The 26,397-nt window shown below is 52.2% G+C and carries 21 protein-coding genes, 10 tRNA genes and 2 rRNA genes; 29 read left to right on the plus strand and 4 right to left on the minus strand.

What is annotated here, in order from left to right; translation table 11 throughout:
• The first annotated feature begins 83 nt into the window (after positions 1–83).
• The 19 genes from rrf to PGRAT_RS00740 all read left to right on the plus strand — a co-directional run bounded on the left by rrf (position 84) and on the right by PGRAT_RS00740 (position 11,813).
• Positions 84–200 (plus strand): 5S ribosomal RNA (gene rrf / locus PGRAT_RS00650).
• A 47-nt stretch (positions 201–247) separates the two neighbouring features.
• Positions 248–324 (plus strand) — tRNA-Ile (locus tag PGRAT_RS00655).
• A 48-nt stretch (positions 325–372) separates the two neighbouring features.
• Positions 373–448: transfer RNA gene (locus tag PGRAT_RS00660), tRNA-Ala, on the plus strand.
• 155 nt (positions 449–603) lie between these two features.
• A 23S ribosomal RNA gene (locus PGRAT_RS00665) occupies positions 604–3,530 on the plus strand.
• A gap of 79 nt (positions 3,531–3,609) precedes the next feature.
• Positions 3,610–3,701, plus strand: a tRNA-Ser gene (locus tag PGRAT_RS00670).
• A 27-nt stretch (positions 3,702–3,728) separates the two neighbouring features.
• Positions 3,729–3,805: transfer RNA gene (locus PGRAT_RS00675), tRNA-Met, on the plus strand.
• A gap of 8 nt (positions 3,806–3,813) precedes the next feature.
• Positions 3,814–3,889: transfer RNA gene (locus PGRAT_RS00680), tRNA-Val, on the plus strand.
• Between the two features lie 30 nt (positions 3,890–3,919).
• A tRNA-Thr gene (locus tag PGRAT_RS00685) sits at positions 3,920–3,995 on the plus strand.
• 15 nt (positions 3,996–4,010) lie between these two features.
• Positions 4,011–4,088 (plus strand) — tRNA-Asp (locus PGRAT_RS00690).
• Positions 4,089–4,104: 16 nt separating this feature from the next.
• Positions 4,105–4,180, plus strand: a tRNA-Phe gene (locus PGRAT_RS00695).
• Between the two features lie 6 nt (positions 4,181–4,186).
• A tRNA-Tyr gene (locus PGRAT_RS00700) sits at positions 4,187–4,272 on the plus strand.
• Positions 4,273–4,279: 7 nt separating this feature from the next.
• Positions 4,280–4,352 (plus strand) — tRNA-Lys (locus PGRAT_RS00705).
• Positions 4,353–4,613: 261 nt separating this feature from the next.
• On the plus strand, positions 4,614–5,708 hold the full coding sequence (locus PGRAT_RS00710) for a PucR family transcriptional regulator (RefSeq protein ID WP_025709141.1): 1,095 nt from the start codon (positions 4,614–4,616) through the stop codon (positions 5,706–5,708).
• 109 nt (positions 5,709–5,817) lie between these two features.
• A complete protein-coding gene (locus PGRAT_RS00715) occupies positions 5,818–6,939 on the plus strand; it encodes an ABC transporter ATP-binding protein (protein WP_025709140.1) in 1,122 nt (373 codons plus the stop codon).
• A 331-nt stretch (positions 6,940–7,270) separates the two neighbouring features.
• Positions 7,271–8,209, plus strand: a complete 939-nt coding sequence (gene hprK / locus PGRAT_RS00720; RefSeq protein WP_025709139.1) for an HPr(Ser) kinase/phosphatase — start codon at positions 7,271–7,273, stop codon at positions 8,207–8,209.
• A gap of 12 nt (positions 8,210–8,221) precedes the next feature.
• On the plus strand, positions 8,222–9,253 hold the full coding sequence (lgt, locus tag PGRAT_RS00725) for a prolipoprotein diacylglyceryl transferase (RefSeq protein WP_025709138.1): 1,032 nt from the start codon (positions 8,222–8,224) through the stop codon (positions 9,251–9,253).
• Between the two features lie 8 nt (positions 9,254–9,261).
• The gene (gene ppaX / locus PGRAT_RS00730; RefSeq protein ID WP_025709137.1) at positions 9,262–9,915 is read left to right on the plus strand and encodes a pyrophosphatase PpaX; all 654 of its coding nucleotides are present in this window, start codon (positions 9,262–9,264) and stop codon (positions 9,913–9,915) included.
• A complete protein-coding gene (locus PGRAT_RS00735; protein ID WP_025709136.1) occupies positions 9,912–10,427 on the plus strand; it encodes an acyltransferase in 516 nt (171 codons plus the stop codon). The genes ppaX and PGRAT_RS00735 overlap by 4 nt, the downstream gene beginning before the upstream one ends.
• 228 nt (positions 10,428–10,655) lie before the next feature.
• Positions 10,656–11,813, plus strand: coding sequence for an acyltransferase (locus tag PGRAT_RS00740; protein WP_025709135.1), 1,158 nt, complete (start codon positions 10,656–10,658; stop codon positions 11,811–11,813).
• Between the two features lie 85 nt (positions 11,814–11,898).
• Here the strand turns inward: PGRAT_RS00740 and gntK are convergent, their stop codons facing one another.
• The 4 genes from gntK to gnd form a co-directional block, all read right to left on the minus strand.
• Entirely contained in the window at positions 11,899–13,428 is a 1,530-nt protein-coding gene (gntK, locus tag PGRAT_RS00745; protein WP_042267726.1) for a gluconokinase, read from the minus strand.
• Between the two features lie 130 nt (positions 13,429–13,558).
• Positions 13,559–14,920, minus strand: coding sequence for a GntT/GntP/DsdX family permease (locus PGRAT_RS00750; RefSeq protein ID WP_025707075.1), 1,362 nt, complete (start codon positions 14,918–14,920; stop codon positions 13,559–13,561).
• A 150-nt stretch (positions 14,921–15,070) separates the two neighbouring features.
• On the minus strand, positions 15,071–15,742 hold the full coding sequence (locus tag PGRAT_RS00755; RefSeq protein WP_025707074.1) for a GntR family transcriptional regulator: 672 nt from the start codon (positions 15,740–15,742) through the stop codon (positions 15,071–15,073).
• A gap of 135 nt (positions 15,743–15,877) precedes the next feature.
• Entirely contained in the window at positions 15,878–16,783 is a 906-nt protein-coding gene (gene gnd / locus PGRAT_RS00760) for a phosphogluconate dehydrogenase (NAD(+)-dependent, decarboxylating) (RefSeq protein ID WP_025707073.1), read from the minus strand.
• 319 nt (positions 16,784–17,102) lie between these two features.
• On the opposite strand from gnd, the gene PGRAT_RS00765 reads away from it, so the two are divergent.
• The 10 genes from PGRAT_RS00765 (at position 17,103) to PGRAT_RS00810 (ending at position 26,357) form a co-directional block, all read left to right on the plus strand.
• Positions 17,103–18,320, plus strand: coding sequence for an ATP phosphoribosyltransferase regulatory subunit (locus tag PGRAT_RS00765; RefSeq protein ID WP_025707072.1), 1,218 nt, complete (start codon positions 17,103–17,105; stop codon positions 18,318–18,320).
• Positions 18,321–18,446: 126 nt separating this feature from the next.
• Positions 18,447–19,103 (plus strand): ATP phosphoribosyltransferase, encoded by a 657-nt coding sequence (hisG, locus tag PGRAT_RS00770; protein ID WP_025707071.1) that lies wholly within the window; start codon positions 18,447–18,449, stop codon positions 19,101–19,103.
• Between the two features lie 2 nt (positions 19,104–19,105).
• Positions 19,106–20,434, plus strand: coding sequence for a histidinol dehydrogenase (gene hisD / locus PGRAT_RS00775; RefSeq protein ID WP_425311815.1), 1,329 nt, complete (start codon positions 19,106–19,108; stop codon positions 20,432–20,434).
• Positions 20,424–21,035, plus strand: coding sequence for an imidazoleglycerol-phosphate dehydratase HisB (gene hisB / locus PGRAT_RS00780; RefSeq protein WP_025707069.1), 612 nt, complete (start codon positions 20,424–20,426; stop codon positions 21,033–21,035). The genes hisD and hisB overlap by 11 nt, the downstream gene beginning before the upstream one ends.
• Positions 21,036–21,659, plus strand: coding sequence for an imidazole glycerol phosphate synthase subunit HisH (gene hisH / locus PGRAT_RS00785; protein WP_025707068.1), 624 nt, complete (start codon positions 21,036–21,038; stop codon positions 21,657–21,659).
• Positions 21,660–21,699: 40 nt separating this feature from the next.
• The gene (gene hisA, locus PGRAT_RS00790) at positions 21,700–22,437 is read left to right on the plus strand and encodes a 1-(5-phosphoribosyl)-5-[(5-phosphoribosylamino)methylideneamino]imidazole-4-carboxamide isomerase (protein ID WP_025707067.1); all 738 of its coding nucleotides are present in this window, start codon (positions 21,700–21,702) and stop codon (positions 22,435–22,437) included.
• 619 nt (positions 22,438–23,056) lie between these two features.
• Positions 23,057–23,815, plus strand: a complete 759-nt coding sequence (hisF, locus tag PGRAT_RS00795) for an imidazole glycerol phosphate synthase subunit HisF (protein WP_025707066.1) — start codon at positions 23,057–23,059, stop codon at positions 23,813–23,815.
• Positions 23,812–24,540 carry a bifunctional phosphoribosyl-AMP cyclohydrolase/phosphoribosyl-ATP diphosphatase HisIE gene (hisIE, locus tag PGRAT_RS00800; protein WP_025707065.1) on the plus strand — a complete coding sequence of 243 codons (729 nt, stop codon included), beginning with the start codon at positions 23,812–23,814 and terminating at the stop codon, positions 24,538–24,540. The genes hisF and hisIE overlap by 4 nt, the downstream gene beginning before the upstream one ends.
• Positions 24,541–24,555: 15 nt before the next feature.
• Positions 24,556–25,383: a histidinol-phosphatase HisJ gene (gene hisJ, locus PGRAT_RS00805; RefSeq protein ID WP_025707064.1), complete on the plus strand. Its 828-nt coding sequence runs from the start codon at positions 24,556–24,558 to the stop codon at positions 25,381–25,383.
• Positions 25,384–25,406: 23 nt separating this feature from the next.
• Positions 25,407–26,357, plus strand: a complete 951-nt coding sequence (locus tag PGRAT_RS00810) for a ribose-phosphate diphosphokinase (protein ID WP_025707063.1) — start codon at positions 25,407–25,409, stop codon at positions 26,355–26,357.
• Positions 26,358–26,397: the final 40 nt, after the last annotated feature.

Raw genomic sequence — 26,397 nt, forward strand, 5'->3', positions numbered from 1 at the left:
GGAAGCTTGACTTCCATTAGAACCCTTGGGTTCGAACACTCACTCGTGTTCAGTTTTGAAAGAGCAAGTCTCTTTCGTATGCGTTTGGTGGCGATAGCGGAGGGGTTCCACACGTACCCATCCCGAACACGACCGTTAAGCCCTCCAGCGCCGATGGTACTTGGACCGAAGGGTCCTGGGAGAGTAGGACGCCGCCAAGCGGACAACCAATCCTTTGGTTGATTCCTAAATGTTATATATGTTATATGGGCTTTTAGCTCAGTTGGTTAGAGCGCACCTCTGATAAGGGTGAGGTCGGTGGTTCGAGTCCACCAAGGCCCACCATATAACAATTAATTTCCAAACGGCATCTCACCTTTGAAATGAATGTATGGGGCCATAGCTCAGCTGGGAGAGCGCCTGCCTTGCAAGCAGGAGGTCAGCGGTTCGATCCCGCTTGGCTCCACCAAATTTGTTTTAAAAGAGTATAGGCAAGACCTTGATCCTTGAAAACTGGATACCGAAACGAAAATGCGTTTTAGAACATCTTTTAGCTGAAACTTGTGTAAGCAAGTTGAAATAGTTATTAGTTGATACAGCGATTTTCCCTACGGGAAAACGCATGGTTAAGCTAATAAGAGCACACGGAGGATGCCTAGGCGCCAGGAGCCGACGAAGGACGTGGCGAACAACGAAACTGCCTCGGGGAGCTGTAAGCAAGCTTTGATCCGGGGGTGTCCGAATGGGGAAACCCAGCTGTGGTAATTCACAGTTACTCATACCTGAATACATAGGGTATGCAGAGGCAGACCAGGGGAACTGAAACATCTAAGTACCCTGAGGAAGAGAAAACAATAGTGATTCCGTCAGTAGCGGCGAGCGAACGCGGAACAGCCTAAACCAAGGGGCTTGCCCCTTGGGGTTGTGGGACGTCTCACATGGAGTTATAAAGGAACCGGGTAGGCGAAGAGGTCTGGAAAGGCCCGCGATAGAGGTAAGAGCCCTGTAACCTAAACCCTGTTCCCTCCGAGACGGATCCCGAGTAGTGCGGGGCACGTGAAACCCCGTATGAATCCGGCAGGACCATCTGCTAAGGCTAAATACTACCTGGCGACCGATAGTGAAACAGTACCGTGAGGGAAAGGTGAAAAGCACCCCGGAAGGGGAGTGAAATAGAACCTGAAACCGTGTGCTTACAAAAAGTCAGAGCCCAATTTAGGGGTGATGGCGTGCCTTTTGTAGAATGAACCGGCGAGTTACGTTTAACATGCAAGGTTAAGGTGAGAAGCCGGAGCCGCAGCGAAAGCGAGTCTGAATAGGGCGACTGAGTATGTGGACGTAGACCCGAAACCGTGTGATCTACCCCTGTCCAGGGTGAAGGTGCGGTAACACGCACTGGAGGCCCGAACCCACGTATGTTGAAAAATGCGGGGATGAGGTGGGGGTAGCGGAGAAATTCCAATCGAACTCGGAGATAGCTGGTTCTCCCCGAAATAGCTTTAGGGCTAGCCTCGGTGAATGGAGTCGTGGAGGTAGAGCACTGATTGGGTGCGGGGCCCGCAAGGGTTACCAAGCTCAGTCAAACTCCGAATGCCATGGACTTCTTGCCGGGAGTCAGACAGTGAGTGCTAAGATCCATTGTCAAAAGGGAAACAGCCCAGACCATCAGCTAAGGTCCCCAAGTGTGTGTTAAGTGGGAAAGGATGTGGAGTTGCACAGACAACCAGGATGTTGGCTTAGAAGCAGCCACCATTGAAAGAGTGCGTAATAGCTCACTGGTCGAGTGACTCTGCGCCGAAAATGTAACGGGGCTAAACACACCACCGAAGCTATGGCTAGATACGTATGTATCTGGGGTAGGGGAGCGTTGTATGTAGATTGAAGGTGTACCGTAAGGAGCGCTGGACCGCATACAAGTGAGAATGCCGGTATGAGTAACGAAAAGATCAGTGAGAATCTGATCCGCCGAAAGCCCAAGGTTTCCTGAGGAAGGCTCGTCCGCTCAGGGTAAGTCGGGACCTAAGGCGAGGCCGACAGGCGTAGTCGAAGGACAACAGTTTGAAATTACTGTACCACCGTAATCCGTTATGAGCGATGGGGTGACGCAGGAGGGTAGTGACGCGGACTGATGGATGTCCGTCTAAGCAGTGAGGCTGGTGTGTAGGCAAATCCGCACATCGTAAGGCTGGGCTGTGATGGGGAGCGAAAATTACAGTAGCGAAGGTCATGATCTCACACTGCCAAGAAAAGCCTCTAGCCAGGAGAAGGTGCCCGTACCGCAAACCGACACAGGTAGGCGAGAAGAGAATTCTAAGGCGCGCGGAAGAACTCTCGTTAAGGAACTCGGCAAAATGACCCCGTAACTTCGGGAGAAGGGGTGCCTCGGTAGGGTGAATAGCCCGAGGGGGCCGCAGTGAAAAGGCCCAAGCGACTGTTTAGCAAAAACACAGGTCTGTGCGAAGCCGCAAGGCGAAGTATACGGGCTGACGCCTGCCCGGTGCTGGAAGGTTAAGGGGAGCGGTTAGGGGCAACCCGAAGCTGTGAACCGAAGCCCCAGTAAACGGCGGCCGTAACTATAACGGTCCTAAGGTAGCGAAATTCCTTGTCAGGTAAATTCTGACCCGCACGAATGGCGTAACGACTTGGGCGCTGTCTCAACGAGAGATCCGGTGAAATTTTAATACCTGTGAAGATGCAGGTTACCCGCGACAAGACGGAAAGACCCCATGGAGCTTTACTGCAGCTTGATATTGAATTTGGGTACGATCTGTACAGGATAGGTGGGAGCCGTAGAAGCCGGAGCGCAAGCTTCGGTGGAGGCGCCGTTGGGATACCACCCTGATCGTATCTAGGTTCTAACCTGGTACCCTAAACGGGTACGGGGACCGTGTCAGGCGGGCAGTTTGACTGGGGCGGTCGCCTCCTAAAGAGTAACGGAGGCGTTCAAAGGTTCCCTCAGAATGGTTGGAAATCATTCGAAGAGTGCAAAGGCAGAAGGGAGCTTGACTGCGAGACCAACAAGTCGAGCAGGGACGAAAGTCGGACTTAGTGATCCGGTGGTACCGCATGGAAGGGCCATCGCTCAACGGATAAAAGCTACCCTGGGGATAACAGGCTTATCTCCCCCAAGAGTCCACATCGACGGGGAGGTTTGGCACCTCGATGTCGGCTCATCGCATCCTGGGGCTGAAGTAGGTCCCAAGGGTTGGGCTGTTCGCCCATTAAAGCGGTACGCGAGCTGGGTTCAGAACGTCGTGAGACAGTTCGGTCCCTATCTGTCGTGGGCGCAGGAAATTTGAGAGGAGCTGTCCTTAGTACGAGAGGACCGGGATGGACGTACCGCTGGTGCACCAGTTGTTCCGCCAGGAGCATGGCTGGGTAGCTACGTACGGACGGGATAAGCGCTGAAAGCATCTAAGCGTGAAGCCCCCCTCAAGATGAGATTTCCCAATTAGTAAGACCCCTTGAAGACGACGAGGTAGATAGGTTGGAGGTGGAAGCACGGCAACGTGTGGAGCTGACCAATACTAATCGGTCGAGGGCTTATCCAAAAAAGTAAAACGCAGATTCGTTTCGGATTCAGTTTTCAGGAATCAAATTCCTGTATGGATTTACATGGCTATATCAATTGGAGAGATACCCAAGTGGCTATAAGGGGACCCTCTGCTAAGGGGTTAGACTGCGTAAGCGGTGCGAGGGTTCGAATCCCTCTCTCTCCGCCATTTTAAATCCATTAATTATGTTATTGTGGCGGCGTAGCTCAGCTGGCTAGAGCGTACGGTTCATACCCGTGAGGTCGGGGGTTCGATCCCCTCTGCCGCTACCATAATACCTGGAGGCTTAGCTCAGCTGGGAGAGCATCTGCCTTACAAGCAGAGGGTCGGGGGTTCGAACCCCTCAGCCTCCACCATTTTTAGATTGTAGATTGACCTTACACCGTGCCGGTGTAGCTCAACTGGTAGAGCAACTGACTTGTAATCAGTAGGTTGGGGGTTCAAGTCCTCTCGCCGGCACCATTGTATTACAAATGCGGAACCGTGGTGTAGTTGGCCTAACATGCCTGCCTGTCACGCAGGAGATCGCGGGTTCGAATCCCGTCGGTTCCGCCATTTTTGTTTCTTTCATGGCTCGGTAGCTCAGTCGGTAGAGCAAAGGACTGAAAATCCTTGTGTCGGCGGTTCGATTCCGTCCCGCGCCACCATATTGTGGAGGCTTAGCGAAGTGGCCAAACGCATCAGACTGTAAATCTGCTCACGTACGTGTTCGGTGGTTCGAATCCATCAGCCTCCACCAGTTTTATGAGCCATTAGCTCAGTTGGTAGAGCACCTGACTTTTAATCAGGGTGTCGAAGGTTCGAGTCCTTCATGGCTCATTCCAATCCGAAAGTCATCACCATTAGGTGATGGCTTTTTTGTATTTCTGTTTTGTGTTTTCGGAATTGTTGAATTATGATTCTGGCAGAGCGTGGGTTTATTGCTTAGGGCAATAATAATGTGCATTCTGAGCTGGCGCGGGATTTAGGGATAACACTTCATAAGAAGGCTGCTCTAACCCTAATACTGTCTAAGGCGCATCTTGTTGAAAAATGTGATAAAATAGGCGAAAAGAGCAAAAGTGGTGGAGTATGGTGACGATGGATAGTGAGGTTTTGCGTCAAAAATTGGAGCAGCTCACCGGAAAGAGAACCGGAATCAAACAGCTCGGGAGGCAGCATTCGGCTTCCCTTTTTGGCATAGGCGCGGAAGAGCAGGACCAGCCCGTGGTGCATGAGGGGCATCTGTGGGTACCTTTATATGAGAACGATGGACGGGTAACAGCAATTTGGCTGGAGCTGGATGGGCTGACTCCAATGGAGATACAGCTGGTTAATTATGCCGCAAGAAATTTCGCAGTCGCCCTTAAGGCAACGGGCCTGAAGGAAGAAGGGGAAATAGAGGCCCGCCAGCTCAGCGGGTGGCTGAATGCCCAATTGGAGCAGGAGAAAAATGAGGCGGAAATCCCCGATGAAATGACTTTGAAGGGACGGCTGGTGGGAGAGATGATTCCCTTCCTGCTGGTCAGCGAAAATGTCCATAACCCGCAGGTGACCTACCGTTCTCTGATGAAGCTGCTGCGCAGTTACTTCGAGAATGAAATTCTGCTTATCCCCCTGCAGGAGAAGGAATGGTTAATTTTAGCCCGCAAGGAACTGCTCACCGGCGGGGATGATAAGGAAGATGAGGAAGAGAGTGCTGATGATCTGCTGGCGCAGACCTGTATGGGACTGCATGAACTGATTGCCAGCGAGTGGGTTGGGGTTTTTCATCTGGCTGTAGCACCTGCCATTATTCCTGTGAAAGGGTTGACCGGATCGGTAGCCCTGTTACGCGAAACCATTATTCTGGGCCGGATCTTTCAAGTTGGGGACTACATTCATCTGCCATGGGAGCTTCATATGGAGCGGCTGGTTAATAGCATACCCGATGACCGCCGCAGGCAGCTGCTTGGACAGATCGGGGATTATACCTCTGTGCTTGCGGATAAGGAAATGCTGCTTACTTTGGAGACTTTTTTTGAGATGGACTGCAATGTCAGCGAAACGGCCAAAAAGCTGTATATTCACCGGAATACGCTGCTTTACAGGCTGGACAAGATCAAACAGGAAACCGGAGCGGATGTCAGAAGCTTTGGGGATGCTGCTATTGTGAAGTTAGCCATGTTATTGTATAAAGTGACGAAAAGAAAATAGGTTTTTTGTGAACGTTACAAATAGCCAGCGCGGCATGTCTGGGGTAAGATAAATATACAAGAAAGCGATTTATTTTTTAATCCAATAATTGACTCGAGGGGGAAATACAATGGCAGGCGTTCGTTTAGAGCATATTTTCAAAAAATACCCGGGTTCCGATAAAGCGACAGTAATCGATATCAATCTCGATATTAAAGATAAGGAATTTCTGGTATTGGTTGGACCATCCGGTTGCGGTAAATCCACAACCCTGCGTATGATTGCCGGTCTGGAAGAAATCTCCGAAGGTAAGATGTACATTGGCGACCGTGTAGTCAATGACGTAGCTCCTAAAGACCGCGATATCGCGATGGTGTTCCAATCCTACGCCTTGTATCCGCACATGAGTGTATATCAGAACATGGCATTCGGTTTGAAACTGCGTAAAGTGAAAAAAGAAGAAATCGACAAAAAAGTTCGCGAAGCTGCGAAAATCCTCGATATCGAACATCTGCTTGACCGTAAACCAAAAGCATTGTCCGGTGGTCAACGCCAACGTGTCGCCCTGGGCCGCGCGATCGTACGTGATCCGCAAGTCTTCCTGATGGATGAACCTCTCTCCAACTTGGATGCTAAACTTCGTGGTCAGATGCGTGCGGAAATTACTAAGCTGGTTAAACGTCTTGAAACCACTTGTATCTATGTAACACATGACCAGACAGAAGCTATGACAATGGGTGACCGTATCGTAGTTATGTATGATGGTATCATTCAACAAGCTGCTTCTCCTGAAGAGTTGTACAATGAGCCAACAAACCTGTTCGTAGCCGGATTTATCGGTTCCCCTACAATGAACTTTATCAATGGTACACTATCTGATGTTGGCGGCGCCGTACGCTTCCGTGCAGAGAACCTTGATGTTGAAGTACCAGGCGGCAAAGCTACACTGCTGCGCAACAAAGGCTACATCGGCAAAGAAGTAATCATGGGTGTTCGTCCGGAAGATATTCACGAAGAACCAGTATTCCTGGAAGCTTCTCCGAACACGATCTTCACTTCTCTGGTTGATGTTACTGAAAACCTGGGTCATGAAATGCTCTTGTACTTGAGCGGCCTTGGTGCCGGCACTGTAATCGCCCGTGTAGATGGACGTTCCACTACCCGTGAAGGCAGCAAGCCAAAATTGGCGATCGACATGAACAAAATCCACATCTTCGACAAGGAATCCGAACTTAACGTTCTGCTCGGATAAGATAGCGTAACCGTTTGAAGAAAGCCGCCTGTGAAGGCGGCTTTTTTAATAAACAGAAGCAGCTATATTTTGGGGGCTTTCTATACAGCGCATGATTTTGGACAGAAAGCCATAGCCCCACAATGTGGGGCTGTTTATTTTTACATATCACAGCTCATAAGAGCCCTGCTTATTTGTTAAGTCAGACAGAAGGAACAAGGCTATTAAGATTGCATTCATAGGCGTTATCCATTAAGATAGCAGGAGAATTACCTGCGGCTGGGATGGGAACTGTTATTAACCAAATGCGGGCGAGCGGTTACCGCCGCTGGTGACGAAAGGACGGACACACATGGCTAAGAAGGTAAAAGTATCCGAGTTGGTGCAGCATTTTCAGTTAGAGGTTGTTTCTGGACATGAGGGTTTGAAGAGACCGATTACAGTGGATGATTTGAATCGTCCTGGTCTGGAAATGGCTGGTTATTTTGAATATTACCCTGAAGAACGTGTTCAATTGCTGGGGAAGACCGAGCTGGCTTTTTTCTCCATGCTGCCGGACGAAGAGCGTAAAAGCCGGATTCGCGGGATCTGTAATGATAATACACCTTGTATCGTGATTACAAGAGCACTTGATGTACCGCAGGAGCTTATTGACATAAGCAACGAAAAAGGATTGCCTGTGCTGCGCAGCTCCATGGCGACCACGATATTTTCCAGCAGACTAACCAGCTTTCTGGAAGGCCGGCTGGCGCCTACAGCCACGATTCATGGCGTTCTCTGTGATGTATACGGTGTGGGTATGCTGATTACAGGCAGCAGCGGCATCGGGAAAAGTGAAACTGCGCTGGAGCTTGTAAAACGTGGACACCGCCTGATTGCCGATGATGCGGTTGAAATCCGCCAAACCTCAGATAACCAACTGCACGGGACAGCTCCGGAGCTTATCCGCCATCTGCTGGAAATCCGCGGTGTCGGTATAATCAATGTAATGACCTTGTTTGGCGCAGGGGCGATCCGCAATCACAAACGCATTACGCTGGTAGTCAGACTGGAGGCTTGGCAGCAGGACAAGCAATATGACCGGCTCGGACTGGATGAGGAAACGACACGGATTATCGATACAGATGTGCCGCTTGTAACGATTCCCGTACGCCCGGGACGTAACCTTGCGGTTATTATTGAAGTAGCGGCAATGAACTATCGGTTGAAGCAGATGGGCTTCAATGCGGCGTTGCAGTTTACCAATAAGCTTACTGCCACCATATCTGAAGACATGGATGATTTGGACTAGGAGTGTGAGAGCATGTTTTTTTCGTTAGCGATTGATCCGATTGTCTTCTCCATCGGTTCACTGCCGGTTCACTGGTATGGTTTGATACTCGGTGTCGGCGCATTGGCCGGGTTATTTTTGGCGATCCAAGAAGGCAAACGTTTCAACATTCCGCAGGAATTTTTCATGGATATGCTGCTGCTCGGCGTGCCGTCTGCGATCATTGGTGCGCGGATTTATTTTGTGGCTTTCAAATGGGAGGATTACAAGGACAACTTTGTTGATGTCTTCAAGATCTGGAACGGCGGAATCGCAATCTATGGCGCGCTAATTGGAGCAATCATTTGCGGTATTATTTATTTCCGTTACAAAGGGTATCCGTTCTGGCGCATTGTGGATATTTGTGCACCTGGGCTGCTTGCAGGCCAGATGATCGGACGCTGGGGAAATTTTGTGAACCAGGAAGCCTATGGTGGGGTTGTGGAAGAATCTTTCCTGCGTGATAAGCTGCATCTTCCTGACTTTATAGTGAACCAGATGTACATAGGAGACGCCTTTCATCATCCAACCTTCCTGTATGAATCGCTCTGGAGCCTGCTGGGTATTTTGCTGCTGATGGTGCTGCGCCGGCAAAAGTTTGTACGTGCAGGTGAGATTTTCCTGTCTTATTTCATTTGGTATTCTATCGGGCGCTTCTTTATCGAAGCACTGCGTACAGATAGCCTGGCTTTCAAGGGGAACAGCGGACTGGCTTCCTTCCTGAACGGATTGTGGTCACCGATGAAATGGCTTGGTTTTGAACAAGGATATCTTGATCCGGCTTATGGAAATATCCGCAGCTCGCAGCTTTTGGCGCTGCTGACTATCGTAGCGGCTATAATACTAATCATTGTCCGGCGGGTAACAGGTCAGCCTAAGGACCATTACTCCGATCCAATTGTCAGCACCAAGCCTGCTGCCGCTGATGCTGTAGTTCCGGAAAGTGCAGCTCATACCCCGCAGAGTGCTCCGCAGGTTAGACAACCGGAGCCGGAGAACACGCCGGATGAATTACCGAAGGAGTAGCTGATCTAATGATAGAATGTGTACTGTTTGATCTGGACGGAACGATTGTAAATACCAACGAGCTGATTATCAACTCGTTCATGCACACGCTGAAGGAGAATAATCTGCCCCCGCTGACCCGGGAGCAGATTATTCCCTATATGGGGACTACGCTGCATCAGCAGTTGAGTGTTTTCTCCGGTCTGGAAGATACCAGCGTGCTGGAGCAGTCCTACCGTTCCTATAATTATGCGCACCATGATGAGCTGGTTGGCTCTTTTCCCTATGTAAATGAGACAATGGAGGAGCTTGCGGGCCGCGGTATCAAGCTGGGTATTGTGACGACGAAGATTCGTCCGACCACAATCAGGGCGCTGGAGATGTTCGATCTGCTGAAGTACATGGAGACCATTGTGACAGTAAACGATGTAGTCCAGCCCAAGCCTCACGCAGAGCCGGTTCTGAAGGCTGTCAGCAACCTGGGCGTTGACCCGCGAAGAACACTGATGGTTGGAGACAGCCCTGTTGATATCCAGTCAGCCAAAGCGGCTGGTGTCCGTGTAGCTGCAGTAGCCTGGTCGCTAAAAGGTGAAGATGTACTGCGCAACTATGAGCCTGATTATATCATCCATGATATGAAGGACATCTTTGGTATCGTAGACCAGGGGACGATGGAACTGTGAGAAGAGTAACCCGCTATCCCGTGGAAGGACATAACTCCCTTTGGTACATCTACCGCACGGTCAGCCCATGGAAAGGTGTGCGTAACTTTATTTTTATACAGATTGCCCGTTATTGCCCAATTCTGCCGCTAAAGAACTGGATATACCGTAACGTCCTGGGCATGAAGGTGGGCAAGCACACTGCGTTTGGGCTCATGGCGATGGTAGATGTTTTTTTTCCGGAAAAGATTACAGTGGGTGAAAATTCTGTGATCGGTTACAATACTACAATTCTGGCCCATGAATACCTGATCAAGGAATACCGGCTCGGTGAAGTCATAATCGGTGAAAATGTGCTGGTCGGTGCCAATACAACGATTCTCCCTGGTGTCACCATCGGGGATGGAGCGATTATAGCGGCAGGCTCTGTAGTGCACAAGGATGTGGCGGCAGGTTCCTTTGTGGGGGGGAACCCGCTCAGGGAGCTGCATTCTTCAGCCGAGAAGAATATTCAAGACTCCGAAGATAAGTGATGGAGAGGTTGCCCTGCAGTATGATGCGTGCACTCACGCAGGAGCTGCGGGGTTTTGTTGTAAACAACAGAAAAAAATCAAAGATTAAGCAACCTTTCAGTATTCAGCAACGTGAACGAGGCGTTATACTTAAGGGTAGACGCGTATTGTGCATACGGCGCGTGCTGAGTATTTGATTGTTTTTGAAAAAAGGCACCTTAGGTGCGCGGTTATACAGGAGGAAATGGAATGGGACAAAAGGAAAGAATTCCACAGCTGGATATATTTCGGGCCATTGCGATTCTTGCGGTGATCGCTATACATGCCACTTCACGCACACTCGCAGAGACACTGGACACCTCGATGTTCCATCCGTTTCTGTTCATTAACAAGTTCAGCCAATTTGCTGTGCCGTCATTTGTCTTTTTGAGCGGCTTTGTGCTGTTCTACAACTATATCGACCGCCCGTTAACGGGGAAAACTCTGGGAAAATTCTATAGCCGCAGACTGATCTATATTATTGTGCCTTATGTTGTATTTTCGCTCATGTACTTTATCCTGAAAATGACCGCAGGGCATACCTGGGGATTGCCTATGGATGAGATGGCCCGCAAGCTCGGCAAATATCTGCTTACCGGAACAGCGTATACGCACCTGTACTATATTATTATTATTATCCAGTTCTATGTGCTGTTCCCGCTTATGTTATGGTGCCTGCAAAAGGTCCGGCGGCTTGCAGTCTGGGCTCCGCTGATCGGGCTGCTGCTGCAATGGGGATTCGTGCTGCTGAACAAATACATGACGAATCATGGCTACTGGCACCTGTCCAAAGGCAGTCTGTCCATTACCTACTTCTCTTACTTTCTGCTCGGGGCGGCCATTGCGGTCTATTATGGAACCTTGAAAAAATGGCTGATTCTCTCAAGTGAGGGCTGGCTTTCGGGTAAAGGACCCGGTTGGATTGCGCTGTGGGTACTATGGGCTGCGGCTGGAATCATTCATGTTGAACTGTGGTTCAATAACTACACGAAGAAAACGGTGATTAACAGTCTGTGGTATGAGGGCTTCTCCAATGTTCATGCGCTGCTCTCCTGCATTGTACTGATGCAACTGTCTTTCCTGCTATATGGGACGGGCCGGCGTGTGGTGAGCCGCATGCTGATCTCTATCGGCGCATGTTCCTTCGGCATCTATCTGCTTCATCCGGCGCTGCTGTTCCTGTACAGAAAAATTCCGTTTCACGGGGGTTCGATTGCGTATACGGCGGCGATTGCCGGGGGTTGGCTAGTAGCATTGCTGGGCTCCTGGGTCGTTGTAGCCTTTGTCTTCCGATATCTGAAGCCAGCTTGGGTTGTGTTTGGTTCAGCACCGCAGAAACCGCAAAAGAAGCAGACCTATAGCTTATGAGCATATGAAATCATATATACTAAAAAGCGCCGACCACCGCATATAGCGTGCTGGTCGGCGTTTTGCATATAGGACAGCCAGACTCTTACTCTCCAGCCTGCTCCCGTTGAAATTCGGCTATGGCCTGATACTGGCTCTCCAAGCTGCGGAATACGGAGATATAGATGGGCAGCAGCTGCTTGTAGACGCGGGCGTGCCCCTCCACCGGTTGATGCTGATGGGTAGAACCGATCATGCTGAATACAATATCAAGGGAGTCTGTGCGTCCAGTCGCATAAAGGCCAAGCACGACCGCGCCCAGACAGGAGCTTTCGAAGCTCTCCGGAATGACAACCTCCTGGTCAAAAATATCGGCCATCATCTGCCGCCACAGGGAGGAGCGGGCGAAGCCGCCGGTGGCATGGATTTTGGCAGGCCGCCCAATCTGCTCCTCCATGGCCAGCAGGACAGTGTACATGTTGAAGATGACTCCCTCCAGCACGGAACGGATCATATGCTCTTTGTGGTGATTCATCGTCAGCCCGAAAAAAGAGCCCCGGGCATCCGGATTCCACAGCGGGGCGCGCTCTCCGGTCAGGTAGGGGTGAAAGAGCAGGCCATTGCTGCCCGGCGGCACCTGATCGGCAATCCGTGTCAGCACCTCGTAGGGGTCAATGCCAAGGCGTTTCGCTGTCTCCACCTCGGAGGCGGCGAACTCATCCCGGACCCAGCGGAAGAGCAGGCCGCCGTTATTCACCGGGCCTCCGATGACCCAGTGCTTCTCGGTCAGGGCATAACAGAAGATCCGTCCCTTGGGATCGGTAAGCGGCCGGTCCACGACCGTGCGGATGGCTCCGCTGGTGCCAATCGTGGCAGCGACGACCCCCGGCTTAATGGCGCCAACGCCAAGATTGGAGAGTACACCGTCGGTGGCTCCCACAATAAAAGGGGTAGACGGCAGCAATCCGAGCTGCTCAGCCATCCCCGGCAGCAGCCCTTGCATGATCTGGGTGGTGGGAACAAGCTTCGAGAGCCGCTCTGCAGTAATGCCGGCAATATGCAGAGCTTCAGCATCCCAGTCCAGCTGCTCCAAATTGAACATGCCTGTGGAAGAGGCAATGGAATAGTCTATGACGTATTCACCGAAAAGCTTGGCGAAGATATATTCTTTGATAGAAATGAATTTGTATGTCTGGCGGAACAGCTCCGGCTGTTCCTCGCCCAGCCACATCAGCTTGGTAAGGGGAGACATGGGGTGGATAGGCGTTCCAGTACGCAGATAGAGCTCATGGCCGCCCAATTCGTCCCGTAGGCGGGCAGCAGCGGCAGCACTGCGGTTATCTGCCCAGGTAATGCAGGGAGTCAGAGGATAGCCTGCATGGTCTACAGCAATTACACTGTGCATGGCGGAGCTGAATGACAGAAAAAGAACGGAATCCGGACGTACGGCACTGTCCTTCATTACCGTTGAAATGGTATGAAATACAGCATTTAGAATTTGCTCCGGGTCCTGTTCCGCTACTGAAGGTGAAGGGGTGTGCAGAGGGTAACCCTGATTCGCTTGTGCTGTGATTTTGCCATTTTCCTCAAAGAGAACAGCCTTTGTGCTTGTAGTTCCAATATCGACGCCGATCATATAGGATGTGCCCAATTCTCAGACCTTCTTTCTGATGAAAATAAGGAAAGCGGGCCGGGTAAACTTGCAGCCGCCCCGTTCCGCTATCCATATGCTTGAGATGTAAAAAGTATAAGGTACTGGCAGTGTTTTAGACAAAGATGCTGAGAATCATGATCAAGGTTAAACCCACTACGGACAGAATAGTCTCCATCACCGTCCATGATTTCAAGGTCTGTACGACAGACATGCCGAAAAATTCTTTGATCATCCAGAAGCCGGCATCATTGACATGGGACAGCACCAGAGATCCGGCACCTGTAGCAAGCACTGCCAGTTCGATGTTCACACCAGGGGTAACGGCAAGGACAGGAGCAACAATGCCGGCGGCAGTTGTCATGGCTACAGTAGCTGAACCGGTAGCCACACGGATCAAAGCAGCAATCAGCCACGCGAAAAATATTATATTTACATGGGTTTGCGTAGCCAGAGCCGCAATGGCTCCGCCGACTCCACTGTCGATCAACACCTGCTTGAACGCTCCGCCGCCTCCGATAATCAGAATAATGGAAGCTGTCGGTGCCAGACATTCACTTGTAAAACGGGAGATTTCTTCTTTCTTGAAGCCGCGTGCAAAACCCAGCGAGAAGAAGGAAAAAACGGCTGCGATAAGCAGGGCAATGATCTCATGTCCGATAAATTTGGCGAAAGGCGTAAAGGCATTAGAGGCCTCAGGATCTATAATATCAGCAACTGACCCCATTAGCATCAATATAACGGGCAATAGGATCGTTAATAGAGTAATTCCGAATCCTGGCAGTTCCCGGACGCTTTTTGCAGCGAATTGTTCAGCCAGCTCCCGGGGAGGCTCCACACGTATCCGTGTACCTATGAATTTACCGAATAACGGGCCGGCAATAATGGCTGTGGGCAGACCTACAATAATGGAATACAGAATCGTTTTACCCAAATTTGCCCCGTAGGCACCAATGGCAATCATAGGCGCCGGATGGGGCGGAACAAGGCCGTGGACCGTGGACAAGCCGGCCAGAATCGGAATTCCGATTTGCAGGAGAGGCATTTTTGTCTTGCGTGCTACCATAAAGACCACGGGGATCAGCAGGATTAAGCCAACTTCGAAAAATACCGGGATTCCGACAACAAAGCCTACCAGCATCATGGCCCAATGGACTCTTTTTTCTCCAAAACGGTCTACTAGCGTATTCGCAATTCGTTCCGCGCCGCCGGATTCAGCCATCATTTTTCCCAGCATCGTACCCAGGCCTATAACAATCGCGATCGTGCCCAGTGTACCGCCAAGCCCGCCGGTAATCGACTTAATCAAAGACGGGTACTCCATCCCTGCAAGCAGGCCAAGGGTCAAGGCAGACAGAAGCAGCGTGACGAACGGGTTCCACTTGTATCTGGCGATAAGCATAACCAGAAAAACAATGACGAGCAACGTCCAGGTGAGCAGTGTCGCATTATGACTAAGTCCGAATAAACTTTCCATAGTGAACGGGTCCTCCTTTGTGGTTTCACGTGTAGACAATAGTTTAGGTTTTAAGATATCCAGATTGAGCGCTTTCAATAAAATGATCTATTGTATACTTGTCGACAACATAATCGGAACAAAGGCAGGCCTTTGCTGAAAGAAGAGTACTTAGGGAAGGCTGCGAATCAGCGTTTCTCCAGAGTCGGCAAAATACTCCTGGACCACCTTGTGAATGGTCTCAGGATCTCCTGAACGAAGAGCCTCTACGACCGTCCGGTGTTTATCTGCCACCCAATTCATACGTGCTTCCCCGAGGGTGAAGCCCTTTTCTGTTGTAATCAGAATGACGGTCATCACAATATAGCGGATGCTGTTCCATAAATGAAGAATCCGGGTATGATTGGCTTCTGTGACAATGGCTTCGTGAAAAGAAAAGTCCTGGTGCGCAAACTCTACATAATCATTATGCTTGACGGCCAGCTTCATCTTGTCGATGGCTTGTTCAAGCTGCTGGATTAGGGCATCCTGTATATTGACGGCCAGTCTTTGCTGGGCAAAACTCTCAATGAGATACCGCACGTCATACAACTCTTTGACGTCCTTGATATTCAGGCCCACCACCACAGCCCCCATTCTTTCCAGACGGATCAACCCTTCGCCGGACAACGATTTAAGCGCTTCCCGTACAGGAGAACGGCTGGTGCCAAAATCGGCAGCAATCCGGTTTTCGGAAAGCACCTCGCCCGGTTTTATGTTTTCATTAATAATTTGCAGCCTGAGTTCACAGGCAATCGATTCTCCAAGGGAGGCTCCTTGCAGCCAGGTAACAGGATAATGCATGAAAAACGACTCCTCTATGTGATTAGTTGTAAGCTAAGACCGGGCATTCCCTTAATTTTAGCATACAATGTCTTCACGGTTCCATCAGTTTAACATGCCTTCTTCCTGCACGGCTCTCGTCTTATAGTTTTGGCTTTATTGTTGTTCTCCCTGCACCACGGCGTGACCGCCGAATTCATTGCGGAGGGCGGCAACAACCTTGCCATGAAAAGTATCGTCCTCCAGGGAACGGTAGCGCATCAGAAGCGACAGGGCAATAACCGGTGTGCTGGCTTCGAGATCAAGAGCGGTTTGAACCGTCCATTTTCCTTCTCCGGAGCTGTGCATCACCCCGCGTATACCGGAAAGCTTCGGATCTTTGGCAAAAGCATTCTGTGCAAGCTCCATCAGCCAGCCGCGGATTACAGAGCCATTTGACCACAACTGTGCGACATTCTCGTAGTTATAGTCAAAGCTGCTTTTCTCCAGCAGCTCAAAGCCCTCGGCAATAGCCTGCATCATCCCGTACTCAATGCCGTTGTGGATCATTTTCAGAAAGTGGCCGCTGCCGCTTTCCCCCGAATAGAGATAACCCCGCTCCACTGCCAGATCGCGGAATAAGGGCTCGATTCCAGTGAATACCTCAGCATTACCGCCAACCATAATACAAGCACCATGCTCCGCGCCTTCTGTTCCCCCGGATGTACCGGCGTCGAACAAATAAATGCCGCGTTCACGCAGCTTCCCGGCGCGCACGATGGATTCTTTATAATGGGAGTTCCCGCCGTCAATGATGATATCGCCTGCTTCAAGCAGTCCGGCAAGAGTGTCAATAACTCCTGCTACGATCTCACCGGCCGGAACCATGACCCAGACAATTCTGGGCGGCTCCAGCTTCGTGACCATTTCCTCCAAGGATGAAGCGGGCAGCGCCCCACGCTCAGCCAATTCCAGCCCCTTTTGCGGATGGATATCGCTTACCACAAGGTCATGCCCATGGTTCAGCAGGTTCAGTGCCAGGTTGAAACCCATCTTGCCCAGGCCGATCATGCCCAATTTCAATGTCGTTCACTCCTTAACAGGATATAGTGAATTACCTGTGTACTTGTATACAACTTAGTTTGTATCTTACTACTGCGGTTAAGACTTTGTAAAGAGTAATTTTGTAAGCGGTTTATACGCAGACGAATGGAGACGCAATATATAGAAATCGCAACTTCACTCTATATGTAAGCATTTATGCTATTCTATATTAAAGGTTCAATTGACGTAGAGGGATGGTCCGTGATACGATATTCCCATTACTTTACCTTACTACCACTTTACCATAGTAAAGCATTTTTCATAATATTGATGATATCTGATGAGGTGACCAATGAAGATGTCCAAACCCAAGGGATTCGAGAAGCCGGCCGGCGTGCGTGACTATCTCCCGCGTGCAGTGGCCAAGCTGCGCAAGATCGAGAATGATGTGCTGCACTGCATGAGCCGCTGGGGATACCGGCAGATGATTACGCCCACTTTGGAATACTACGATACGGTCGGCGTGGCCAGCTCCACATCGGACCAGAAACTCTATAAATTGCTTAACAACCGCGGGCAAGCCCTGGTATTGCGCTCTGAGATGACAGCGCCGGTGGCGCGTGTAGTTTCTTCACTGTTAAAAGACGAACCGCTGCCGCTCCGCCTGTCCTATCATGCCAACGTGTTCCGGGCGATTGAGGAGGAAGCGGGACGGGAGGCGGAATTTTTTCAGACCGGGGTGGAGCTGGTCGGGGACGATTCACCGGAAGCGGATGCCGAGGTTGTGGCGCTGGCAATTTCCTCGCTGCAGGCAGCCGGTGTGAAGTCATTCAAAATCGCCATGGGGCATGTCGGCTTCCTTGACGGGCTGTTTCAAGAGGCGGTAGCCGGTCTTCCTGACGCGCAGGAGGAGCTTAAGAGCCATCTGCTGAACCGTGATTATGTGGCGTTCCGCGAGACGCTGCGGCGTCTGGAGCTGTCCGAGGCGCAGAAAAATGAGCTGGACGGGCTGCTGCGGCTGCGGGGCGGCAAGGAAATCTGCGGTCAGGCACTGGAGCTCAGCAGCCATCCGCTGGCCCGGGCCTCCATTGAGCATCTATGCAAGGTATGGGAAGTGCTGGTGTCATACGGGGTTTCGCAGCATGTGCTGATTGACCTGACGATGATTGGCGACTTCTCCTATTATACAGGCATGACCTTCGAGGGCTACGCCTCAGAGCTCGGATTTCCGGTATGCAGCGGCGGCCGTTATGACAATCTGCTGCAGCAGTTCGGACGCCCTGTCCCATCGACGGGTTTCTCCTTGAAGACAAACCGTATTCTGGACGGTGTATCCGGTGTGCCGGAAGAGGAGGAGCTGCCGATCCTGGTCCAGTATGACGCCCCACGGCGCAAAGAAGGTCTTGCGGAGGCGGCGCGCCTGCGGGCTGAAGGGCATGTGGTAGTTACACGGCTCGCGTCAGAGCCCGGCGATCTCAAAACAGTGAAGCGTCTGGACACGGATATGGTTGAAGCGGAAGGCGACAAGTACGGGGAGATTTATACGTTTGTGTCTTTTGTCAGTGAGCATGGCTGAGAAGAGGATGAATGAAATTAGGGGATGAAGCGTGCCAAGCAGCAGGGTGTCTTAGCATTCTGAAGCGAGAGAATATCAGGTTCGGCCTGTAAATTGGCAAGGATATGGAAACGGAGGTCTATGATCATGTCGCAGATATTGAAGGTGGCCATGCCAAAAGGACGGATTTACAATAAGGCGGCGGAGCTGTTCCGTCAGGCGGGACTGCCGATTCCGCCGGATGGCGAAGAGTCGCGCAAGCTGGTAATCTCATTGCCGGAAGCGGGAATGGAGTTCATCTTGGCCAAGCCGGTGGATGTGCCGACCTATGTGGAATATGGAGTAGCAGATATCGGCATTGTCGGCAAGGATGTGCTGCTGGAGGAGAACCGCGACGTCTATGAGCTGCTGGACTTGGGGATCGCGCGCTGCCGGATGTCCATTATCGGCTTGCCGAACTGGCAGCCGGGCATTCAGCAGCGGGTGGCGACGAAATACCCCAATGTGGCTTCGCGCTACTTCCGCGAACAGGGGCAGCAGGTGGAGGTTGTGAAGTTGAACGGCTCCATTGAGCTTGCGCCGCTGATCGGCCTTGCCGACCGTATCGTCGATATGGTGGAGACCGGACAGACGCTGAAGGACAACGGACTGGTGGAGATGAAGAGCATCTTCGAGATTACGAGCCGGCTGGTGGCCAACCGTGTAAGCTACCGGATGAAGAATGAAGAGATTCAGCAGCTGTGCGACCGCCTGCAGGCGGTTATCACCGGACCGGGACTGGCAACGGACGGAGTACAACGCTAAGGATGCAAAAGGGGGAAGCAGCGGTGAAGGTTCAATCGAGCAAGGAATTTAAGCTTCAGCGTGAAGTGGAATACGGAACGCCGGAGCAGAACAGGGCTGTGAAGGAAATCGTGGCCGATATTAAAAAAGAGGGCGATGCCGCACTGCTCCGCTATACGGAACGTTTTGACGGTGCTGCGCTTACAGCTGCCGGACTGCGTGTGACGGAGGAAGAGCTCCAGGCGGCGTATGGCCGGGTAGAGGAATCCTTCGTGACGGCGATCCGTGCCGCCGCAGCCAATATCCGGGCGTTTCATGCCCGGCAGAAACGCAATTCCTGGATGGATCTGCAACCGGACGGCACGATCCTCGGCCAGATCCTCCGCCCGCTGAAACGCGTGGGCGTCTATGTTCCCGGCGGCAAGGCAGCCTATCCGTCCTCGGTGCTGATGAACGTGATTCCGGCCCAGATCGCCGGCGTGCCGGAGATCGTGATGGTCACTCCGCCGTCGACGGGCGGCACGGAGGGCATCGATCCTTACATTCTCGTCGCCGCCGCCGAAGCCGGCGTGAACGAGATCTACCGCGTGGGCGGCGCACAGGCGATTGCCGCACTGGCGTTCGGCACGGCGTCCATCGCGCCGGTTGATAAGATCTGCGGGCCAGGGAACATCTACGTGGCCCTGGCCAAACGCGAGGTCTACGGCGCTGTCGACATCGACAGCATCGCCGGACCGAGCGAGATCGTCGTGCTCGCCGACGATACCGCCGAGGCCGCCTACGTCGCGGCCGACCTGCTCTCGCAGGCCGAGCACGACGAGATGGCCTCGGCCATCCTGGTCACGCCATCGCAGCGCTTGGCGGAGGCAGTCGCTGCCGAAGTAGAACGGCAGCTGCGGGAGCTTCCGCGCGAAGCCATCGCGCGTGCCTCTGTAGACCACTACGGCGCGATCATCGTCGTGGAGTCGCTGGCCGAGGGAATCTCAGTGGTGAACCGGCTGGCGCCGGAGCATCTGGAGATTGTCACGGAGGACCCGATGGGCCTGCTCGGCAGCATCGAAAATGCCGGAGCCATTTTCCTGGGCCCGTACAGCTCGGAGCCGGTGGGCGATTATTTTGCCGGGCCGAATCATATTATTCCGACCAACGGAACAGCGCGGTTTTCGTCGCCGGTGGATGTGGATGATTTCATTAAGAAATCCAGCCTGATCTATTACAGCAAAGAAGCGCTGCTGCAGGACGGGGCAACGATTATAGAACTGGCCCGCCGCGAGGGGCTGGAAGGCCATGCGCGGGCAATAGAGATCCGACTACAGAACGAAGCGAAAGGTGGAGACGGGAATGGAAAGTAACAACGAGGCTGGAGTTGTGCGTAAGGCCGGACTAAGCCGCAAAACAAACGAAACGGATATTAAGCTTTCCCTGGCCGTGGACGGCAGCGGGGTCTCGGGGCTGGAAACGGATGTGCCGTTTCTGAATCATATGCTGGATTTATTCACGAAGCACGGCCAGTTTGATCTGTCTGTGCAGGCGCGGGGCGACATCGAAATTGATGATCACCACACAGTAGAAGATATCGGTATCTGTCTGGGCCAGGCGTTCCGTGAAGCGCTGGGCGACAAAAAAGGCATCAAACGCTACGCCAATGTCTTCATCCCTATGGATGAAGCGCTGGCTCAGGTAGTCATCGACATCAGCAACCGGCCGCATTTTGAGTACCGGGCAACGTACCCTTCACAACAGGTGGGCAGCTTTTCAACGGAGCTGGTGCATGAATTTCTATGGAAATTCGCGCTGGAGGCGCGGATCACTCTGCACGTAATCGTACATTACGGCTCCAATACCCATCACATGATCGAAGCGATATTCAAGGCACTGGGACGGGCGCTGGATGAGGCCACACTGATTGACCCGCGCGTGAAGGGTGTGCCTTCCACGAAGGGAGTGCTGTAGATGACTGTTGCAATCGTCGATTACGGCATGGGCAATCTGCATAGTGTCAGCAAGGCGGTGGAACGACTCGGGTATAAAAGTCTTGTGACGGGTGAAGCCGGGGAAATTCTGGCTGCCGATAGCGTCATTCTGCCGGGAGTCGGTGCTTTTGGCGATGCGATGGAGCATCTGCGGGAGAGCGGGCTGGATGCTGTGGTCCAAGAGGCCGCAGCTTCAGGCCAGCCGCTTTTGGGGATATGCCTCGGCATGCAGCTGCTGTTCAGCAGCGGCGAAGAGTACGGCACCCACGAAGGCCTGAATCTTCTGCCTGGCTCGGTAGTGCGTTTTGCGCCCCGTGAGGGCTATAAAGTGCCGCATATGGGCTGGAACAAGCTGGACTTTCTGCAGCCGCAGAGTCCTCTGTTCTCAGGGCTTGAAGCAGGACATGTGTATTTTGTCCACTCTTTCCATGCCATCATGGCACAGCAGAGCGATCTGCTTGCTGTCACAGATTACGGGCATCCGGTTACGGCTATTGTAGGCCGGGAGAATGTATTCGGTATGCAGTTTCACCCGGAGAAGAGCGGGGAGCTGGGGATGAAGCTGCTGGGTAATTTTTTGAAGCTGAAGGGCCCGCAGGGGTAAGCCTGCTATAACTATATTGTAACGAAAGTGGGAGCGCCACATGTCTTCTTTTATCGTATATCCGGCAATTGATATCCGGGATGGAAAATGCGTCAGACTGCAGCAGGGGGACTACAATCAGGAAACCATATATAATGACAGTCCGGTGAGCGTGGCCAAATCGTGGGAAGAGCAGGGCGGCAAATTTATTCACCTCGTCGATTTGGACGGTGCCAAAGCCGGACATCCGGTGAATGATGCCATCATCGGGGCGATTGCCAAAAACGCAGGCGTCCCTGTGCAGGTAGGCGGAGGACTCCGTACGCTTGCGGATGTCGAGAAACTGCTGGGTCTCGGCGTCAGCCGGGTCATTATCGGCACTGCGGCTATTAACGATCATGCGTTCACAGAGGCTGTGCTCGCCAAATACGGCGACAAGGTTGCGATCGGGATCGATGCCCGGGGCGGTTATGTAGCCACTCATGGCTGGCTGAACACCTCTGAGGTGCGTGCGGAGGACTTGGCTAAGGAGTTGGCAGCCAAAGGCGCCGAAACGTTCATCTACACCGACATTTCACGCGACGGTATGATGCAGGGACCTAACATCGAGGGCATCCTGTCCATGGCTGCTACCAGCGGCAAAACCGTTATTGCTTCGGGCGGTGTAACAAGTCTGGACGACCTGCTGCGTCTTAGCGTACATAGCGGCAGCGGTATCGGCGGAGCAATTGTTGGCAAAGCGCTCTACACCGGCAATATTGATCTGGCTGAAGCACTGCAGGCGCTGGACAGTAATTAGGCTAGACAGGAGTTCTGGTCAAAAGTGCACTTTTTCGCTTGATTCTGCTGTACAGAGTGCAGTGGTTTGGATTTTTTGGTTGATTTATGTGTCATCTGTTGTACAAAGTGCAATCATGTAGAGGTTGCCGCCCAAGCCGAAAATTGAAGTTGGTTTAATGCTCATACATGTGCAGTCAAGCGTACCTTTACTTTTATCTTTTCGTCAGATAGTGCGAGGAAGCCGTCCCGGCTGAGGCTAAAACGTGGAACACGAAGGTTTGTTTTGGGGATGTACTCTTTTTTTGACTTATATGGATTGAATTAAACAAGCTTATGAACAGAGCAGTCATCCTTAGTGGGAATAAGTATCACTAATTGGGCTCATTCGGCTTATGGAGCAGCCTATGTTGGAAAAAGTACCACTAATCAGACTAAAAGCCGCCGTGAAGGATGAATTTGCATGAATTAGATGTACAAAATCCAACTAAAACCAGCTGTATCCAGAATTTCAGCGAATTAGTTTTACTTTTTCCGCTTAGTTATAGTTCTGCCATCCGGGTGTCCAGAGGGCCGGGGCCCTTGGGGTCCCCTTGGCTAAGGGGATTTAGGGGGATCGAAATTGAAATGGGGGTTATTCCATGTTAGCCAAACGCATCATTCCCTGTCTGGATGTAAAGGACGGGCGGGTAGTCAAAGGCGTGAATTTTGTGAATCTGCGCGATGCCGGCGATCCGGTGGAGCTGGCGGCACTGTATGACCGTGAGGGCGCAGATGAGCTCGTATTTCTCGATATTTCCGCTTCTGTCGAAGGCCGGGCCACGATGGTGGAAGTTGTACGGCAGACCGCCGGTGAAATCGCCATTCCGTTCACGGTAGGCGGAGGGATCTCCACGCCAGAGGATATGAAACGCATCCTGCGTGCCGGTGCGGACAAAATCGGTATCAATACCGCAGCGGTCAACAACCCGCAGCTCATTCTTGAAGGAGCACGGCGTTTCGGCGCCCAGTGTATTGTAGTGGCAATGGATGCCAAATATAATGAGGCTTGGGGCGAATGGGAAGTATACACGCACGGCGGACGCAAGCCTACAGGAATCCGTGCGCTGGCCTGGGCCAAGGAAGCCGAGAAGCTGGGGGCGGGCGAAATTCTGCTGACCAGCATGGATGCGGACGGCACCAAGGACGGCTTTGATCTGAAGCTGACCGCTGCGGTCAGCGATTTGCTCACCATTCCTGTCATTGCCTCCGGGGGAGCGGGGAAGATGGAGCATTTTTATGATGTATTTACTGAAGGCAAAGCCGATGCGGGATTGGCAGCGACAATTTTTCACTATAAAGAGATTGCCATTCATGATTTAAAAGCAGATCTGAAGCAAAAAGGGGTAGAGATCCGATGAGCGAAGCTGAACAAAATAAAGCCCTGGGCCAGCAAGAGGTGCTAGAGGGTATCCGCTGGAATGAAGCCGGACTGCTGCCTGCGGTAGTCCAGGATGCGAACAGTCTGGAAGTCTTGATGTTTGCCTATATGAACAAAGAATCGCTTCAGCTCTCGCTGGAGAGCGGACAGACCTGGTTCTGGAGCCGTTCGCGCGGCGAGCTGTGGCATAAGGGAGGGACCTCGGGCAATACCCAGGCCATTACCTCGATTCATTATGACTGCGACAGCGACACGCTGCTGGTAAAGGTTGTCCCGGAAGGACCGGCATGCCATACGGGAGAAACCTCCTGTTTCTTCCGCGAGCTCCCGCTGAGGAACTCTGCAGCAGGAGAAGCTAAGGAAGGTCAAGGCGCTGGCTCTGCACGGCAAGGGCTGAACGACAATGAACGGTTTGCGGTTCTGGGCGAACTGGAACGGGTAATTGCCGAGCGGGAGGCCGAGCGGCCGGAGGGCGCCTATACGACCTATCTGTTCGACAAGGGCGTTGACAAGATTCTTAAAAAGGTAGGCGAAGAAGCCTCGGAAACGATCATTGCAGCCAAAAATAAAGATAATGCCGAGCTGCGCCTCGAAGTCAGCGATCTGATCTACCATCTGCTGGTGCTTCTTCAGGAACGCAAGCTTCCGCTGGATGACATTATGGATGAGCTGAGCGCCCGCCATGAACGGCCCCGCCGCGATTAGGAAGGAGCCTTCAGCATGCGTATTGATTATCATACCCACCATGAACGCTGCGGCCACGCGGTAGGAACACTGGAAGAATACGTACAGCGGGGGATTGAACTGGGGCTGGAGCAGCTCGGATTGTCGGACCACCTGCCGCTTATCCATGTGGACCCGGAGAGCTACTATCCGGAGATGGCTATGCCGCTGTCGGAGCTTCCCCGTTACGTCGAAGAATGTTTGAACCTGAAAGAGCGTTATCGCGGAAGGATCGAGCTGCGTGTCGGGCTGGAAGCCGATTATATCGAAGGGTATGAGGAGCAGATCCGTGAGCTGTTATCACCGTATCCGTGGGATTATCTGATCGGATCGGTGCATTTTCTCGGAGAATGGGACATCACAGACTTTCGCCAGACCGGGGGCTGGGAAGGCCGGGATGTGATGGAGGTCTACCGCCGGTATTATGATGCGGTGCGGAAGTCGGCGTTATCGGGATTATATGATATTATAGGACATATGGATGTAATCAAACGGTTTGGCTACGGTCCACAGACACCGGAGGGCAAGGCCGAGGTGCAGGCGATGGAGCTGGAAGCGCTGAAGGCAATAGCCGGCAGCGGCATAGCGATGGAGCTTAATGCTTCCGGGCTTACCAAGCCCTGCGCGGAGATGTTCCCCTCGGAGCATGTGCTCCAGCAGGCGCTGGAGCTGGGCATCCCGCTCACCCTTGGCTCTGACGCCCATGATCCCTTGAAGCTGGGAGACGGCTTGCAGGAAGCGCGCAGCCTGCTGTGGCGCACAGGTTTCCGCAAATTGGCTGTGTTTGAAGGACGTGTCCGTACGCTCGTTCCGTTTGAACTATAAATTTTGATCCCCAGGAGGGTACTATGCATCATCATCAATTGCGTATTTTTTCCGGTTCGTCGAATCCGAAGCTGGCCGCAGATATTGCGGAGCGTCTGGGTGCCCCTCTGGGCCAGATTAAGCTGACCCGCTTCAAGAGCGGCGAGATTTATGTGCATTATGAAGAGAGCATCCGGAACTGTGACGTATTTTTGGTGCAATCCCTCGCGCATCCCATTAATGAACTGTTTGTAGAGCTGCTGGTCATGATCGATGCCGCCAAGCGCGCATCAGCCAGAACGGTTAATATTATTGTGCCTTATTACGGCTACGCACGGCAGGAGCGGAAATCTGCGCCGCGCGAGCCGATTTCGGCCAAGATGGTGGCGGATGTGCTTACAACCGCAGGAGCCACCCGTGTGATTACGATTGATCTGCATGCGGCTGCGATTCAAGGCTTCTTCAACATTCCGGTAGATCACTTGACGGCACTTGATCTAATCAGTGGGTATCTGAAGGTGAAGGGCTTATCCGACCTGGTGGTCGTATCACCGGATGCGGGCCGTGCCTCAATGGCCGAGAAGCTGGCCAGCCGTCTGGATTCACCGTTTGCCATCATGATCAAGAAGCGTCCGGCTCACAACGAATCGGTGATTACGCATGTGATTGGTGATGTAGAAGGACGGACGCCAATCATTATCGAGGATCTGATTGATACGGGAACGACGATTGTGAATGTGGTAGAGGGCCTGAAGGATCGGGGAGCCAAGAACAGCATTGTTTGTGCCACCCATGGTCTTTTTTCCGGAGACGCCTTGAGCCGTATGGTCCACCCTAATATAGATGAAATTGTTGTTACCGACTCTATTGCGCTGCCGGACGATCATTCCAGCCGTTTCACTGTGCTCTCCGTAGCACCTATGCTGGCTGAAGCCACACGTATTATTATCGAAGGCGGTTCCATTGACAAGCTGTTCAGAGATGCGGGAATTTAGCCTGCGTCTTTTTTTATGGAAAGCGGGCTGGTGAATCAAT

The sequence above is a fragment of the Paenibacillus graminis genome (assembly GCF_000758705.1).
GTDB classification, from domain to species: Bacteria; Bacillota; Bacilli; order Paenibacillales; family Paenibacillaceae; genus Paenibacillus_AQ; species Paenibacillus_AQ graminis.

Excerpts from the sequence above, each read along its gene's own strand:
- lgt (WP_025709138.1), top strand. The coding sequence starts at position 8,222 with ATGTTTTTTTCGTTAGCGATTGATCCGATTGTCTTCTCCATCGGTTCA.
- hisIE (WP_025707065.1), top strand. The coding sequence starts at position 23,812 with ATGAGCGAAGCTGAACAAAATAAAGCCCTGGGCCAGCAAGAGGTGCTA.
- PGRAT_RS00810 (WP_025707063.1), top strand. The coding sequence starts at position 25,407 with ATGCATCATCATCAATTGCGTATTTTTTCCGGTTCGTCGAATCCGAAG.
- PGRAT_RS00710 (WP_025709141.1), top strand. The coding sequence starts at position 4,614 with ATGGATAGTGAGGTTTTGCGTCAAAAATTGGAGCAGCTCACCGGAAAG.
- hisH (WP_025707068.1), top strand. The coding sequence starts at position 21,036 with ATGACTGTTGCAATCGTCGATTACGGCATGGGCAATCTGCATAGTGTC.
- PGRAT_RS00750 (WP_025707075.1), bottom strand. The coding sequence starts at position 14,920 with ATGGAAAGTTTATTCGGACTTAGTCATAATGCGACACTGCTCACCTGG.
- hprK (WP_025709139.1), top strand. The coding sequence starts at position 7,271 with ATGGCTAAGAAGGTAAAAGTATCCGAGTTGGTGCAGCATTTTCAGTTA.
- hisF (WP_025707066.1), top strand. The coding sequence starts at position 23,057 with ATGTTAGCCAAACGCATCATTCCCTGTCTGGATGTAAAGGACGGGCGG.
- PGRAT_RS00765 (WP_025707072.1), top strand. The coding sequence starts at position 17,103 with ATGTCCAAACCCAAGGGATTCGAGAAGCCGGCCGGCGTGCGTGACTAT.
- hisA (WP_025707067.1), top strand. The coding sequence starts at position 21,700 with ATGTCTTCTTTTATCGTATATCCGGCAATTGATATCCGGGATGGAAAA.
- ppaX (WP_025709137.1), top strand. The coding sequence starts at position 9,262 with ATGATAGAATGTGTACTGTTTGATCTGGACGGAACGATTGTAAATACC.
- hisD (WP_425311815.1), top strand. The coding sequence starts at position 19,106 with ATGCAAAAGGGGGAAGCAGCGGTGAAGGTTCAATCGAGCAAGGAATTT.
- gntK (WP_042267726.1), bottom strand. The coding sequence starts at position 13,428 with ATGATCGGCGTCGATATTGGAACTACAAGCACAAAGGCTGTTCTCTTT.
- PGRAT_RS00715 (WP_025709140.1), top strand. The coding sequence starts at position 5,818 with ATGGCAGGCGTTCGTTTAGAGCATATTTTCAAAAAATACCCGGGTTCC.
- PGRAT_RS00740 (WP_025709135.1), top strand. The coding sequence starts at position 10,656 with ATGGGACAAAAGGAAAGAATTCCACAGCTGGATATATTTCGGGCCATT.
- hisJ (WP_025707064.1), top strand. The coding sequence starts at position 24,556 with ATGCGTATTGATTATCATACCCACCATGAACGCTGCGGCCACGCGGTA.
- hisG (WP_025707071.1), top strand. The coding sequence starts at position 18,447 with ATGTCGCAGATATTGAAGGTGGCCATGCCAAAAGGACGGATTTACAAT.
- PGRAT_RS00755 (WP_025707074.1), bottom strand. The coding sequence starts at position 15,742 with ATGCATTATCCTGTTACCTGGCTGCAAGGAGCCTCCCTTGGAGAATCG.
- hisB (WP_025707069.1), top strand. The coding sequence starts at position 20,424 with ATGGAAAGTAACAACGAGGCTGGAGTTGTGCGTAAGGCCGGACTAAGC.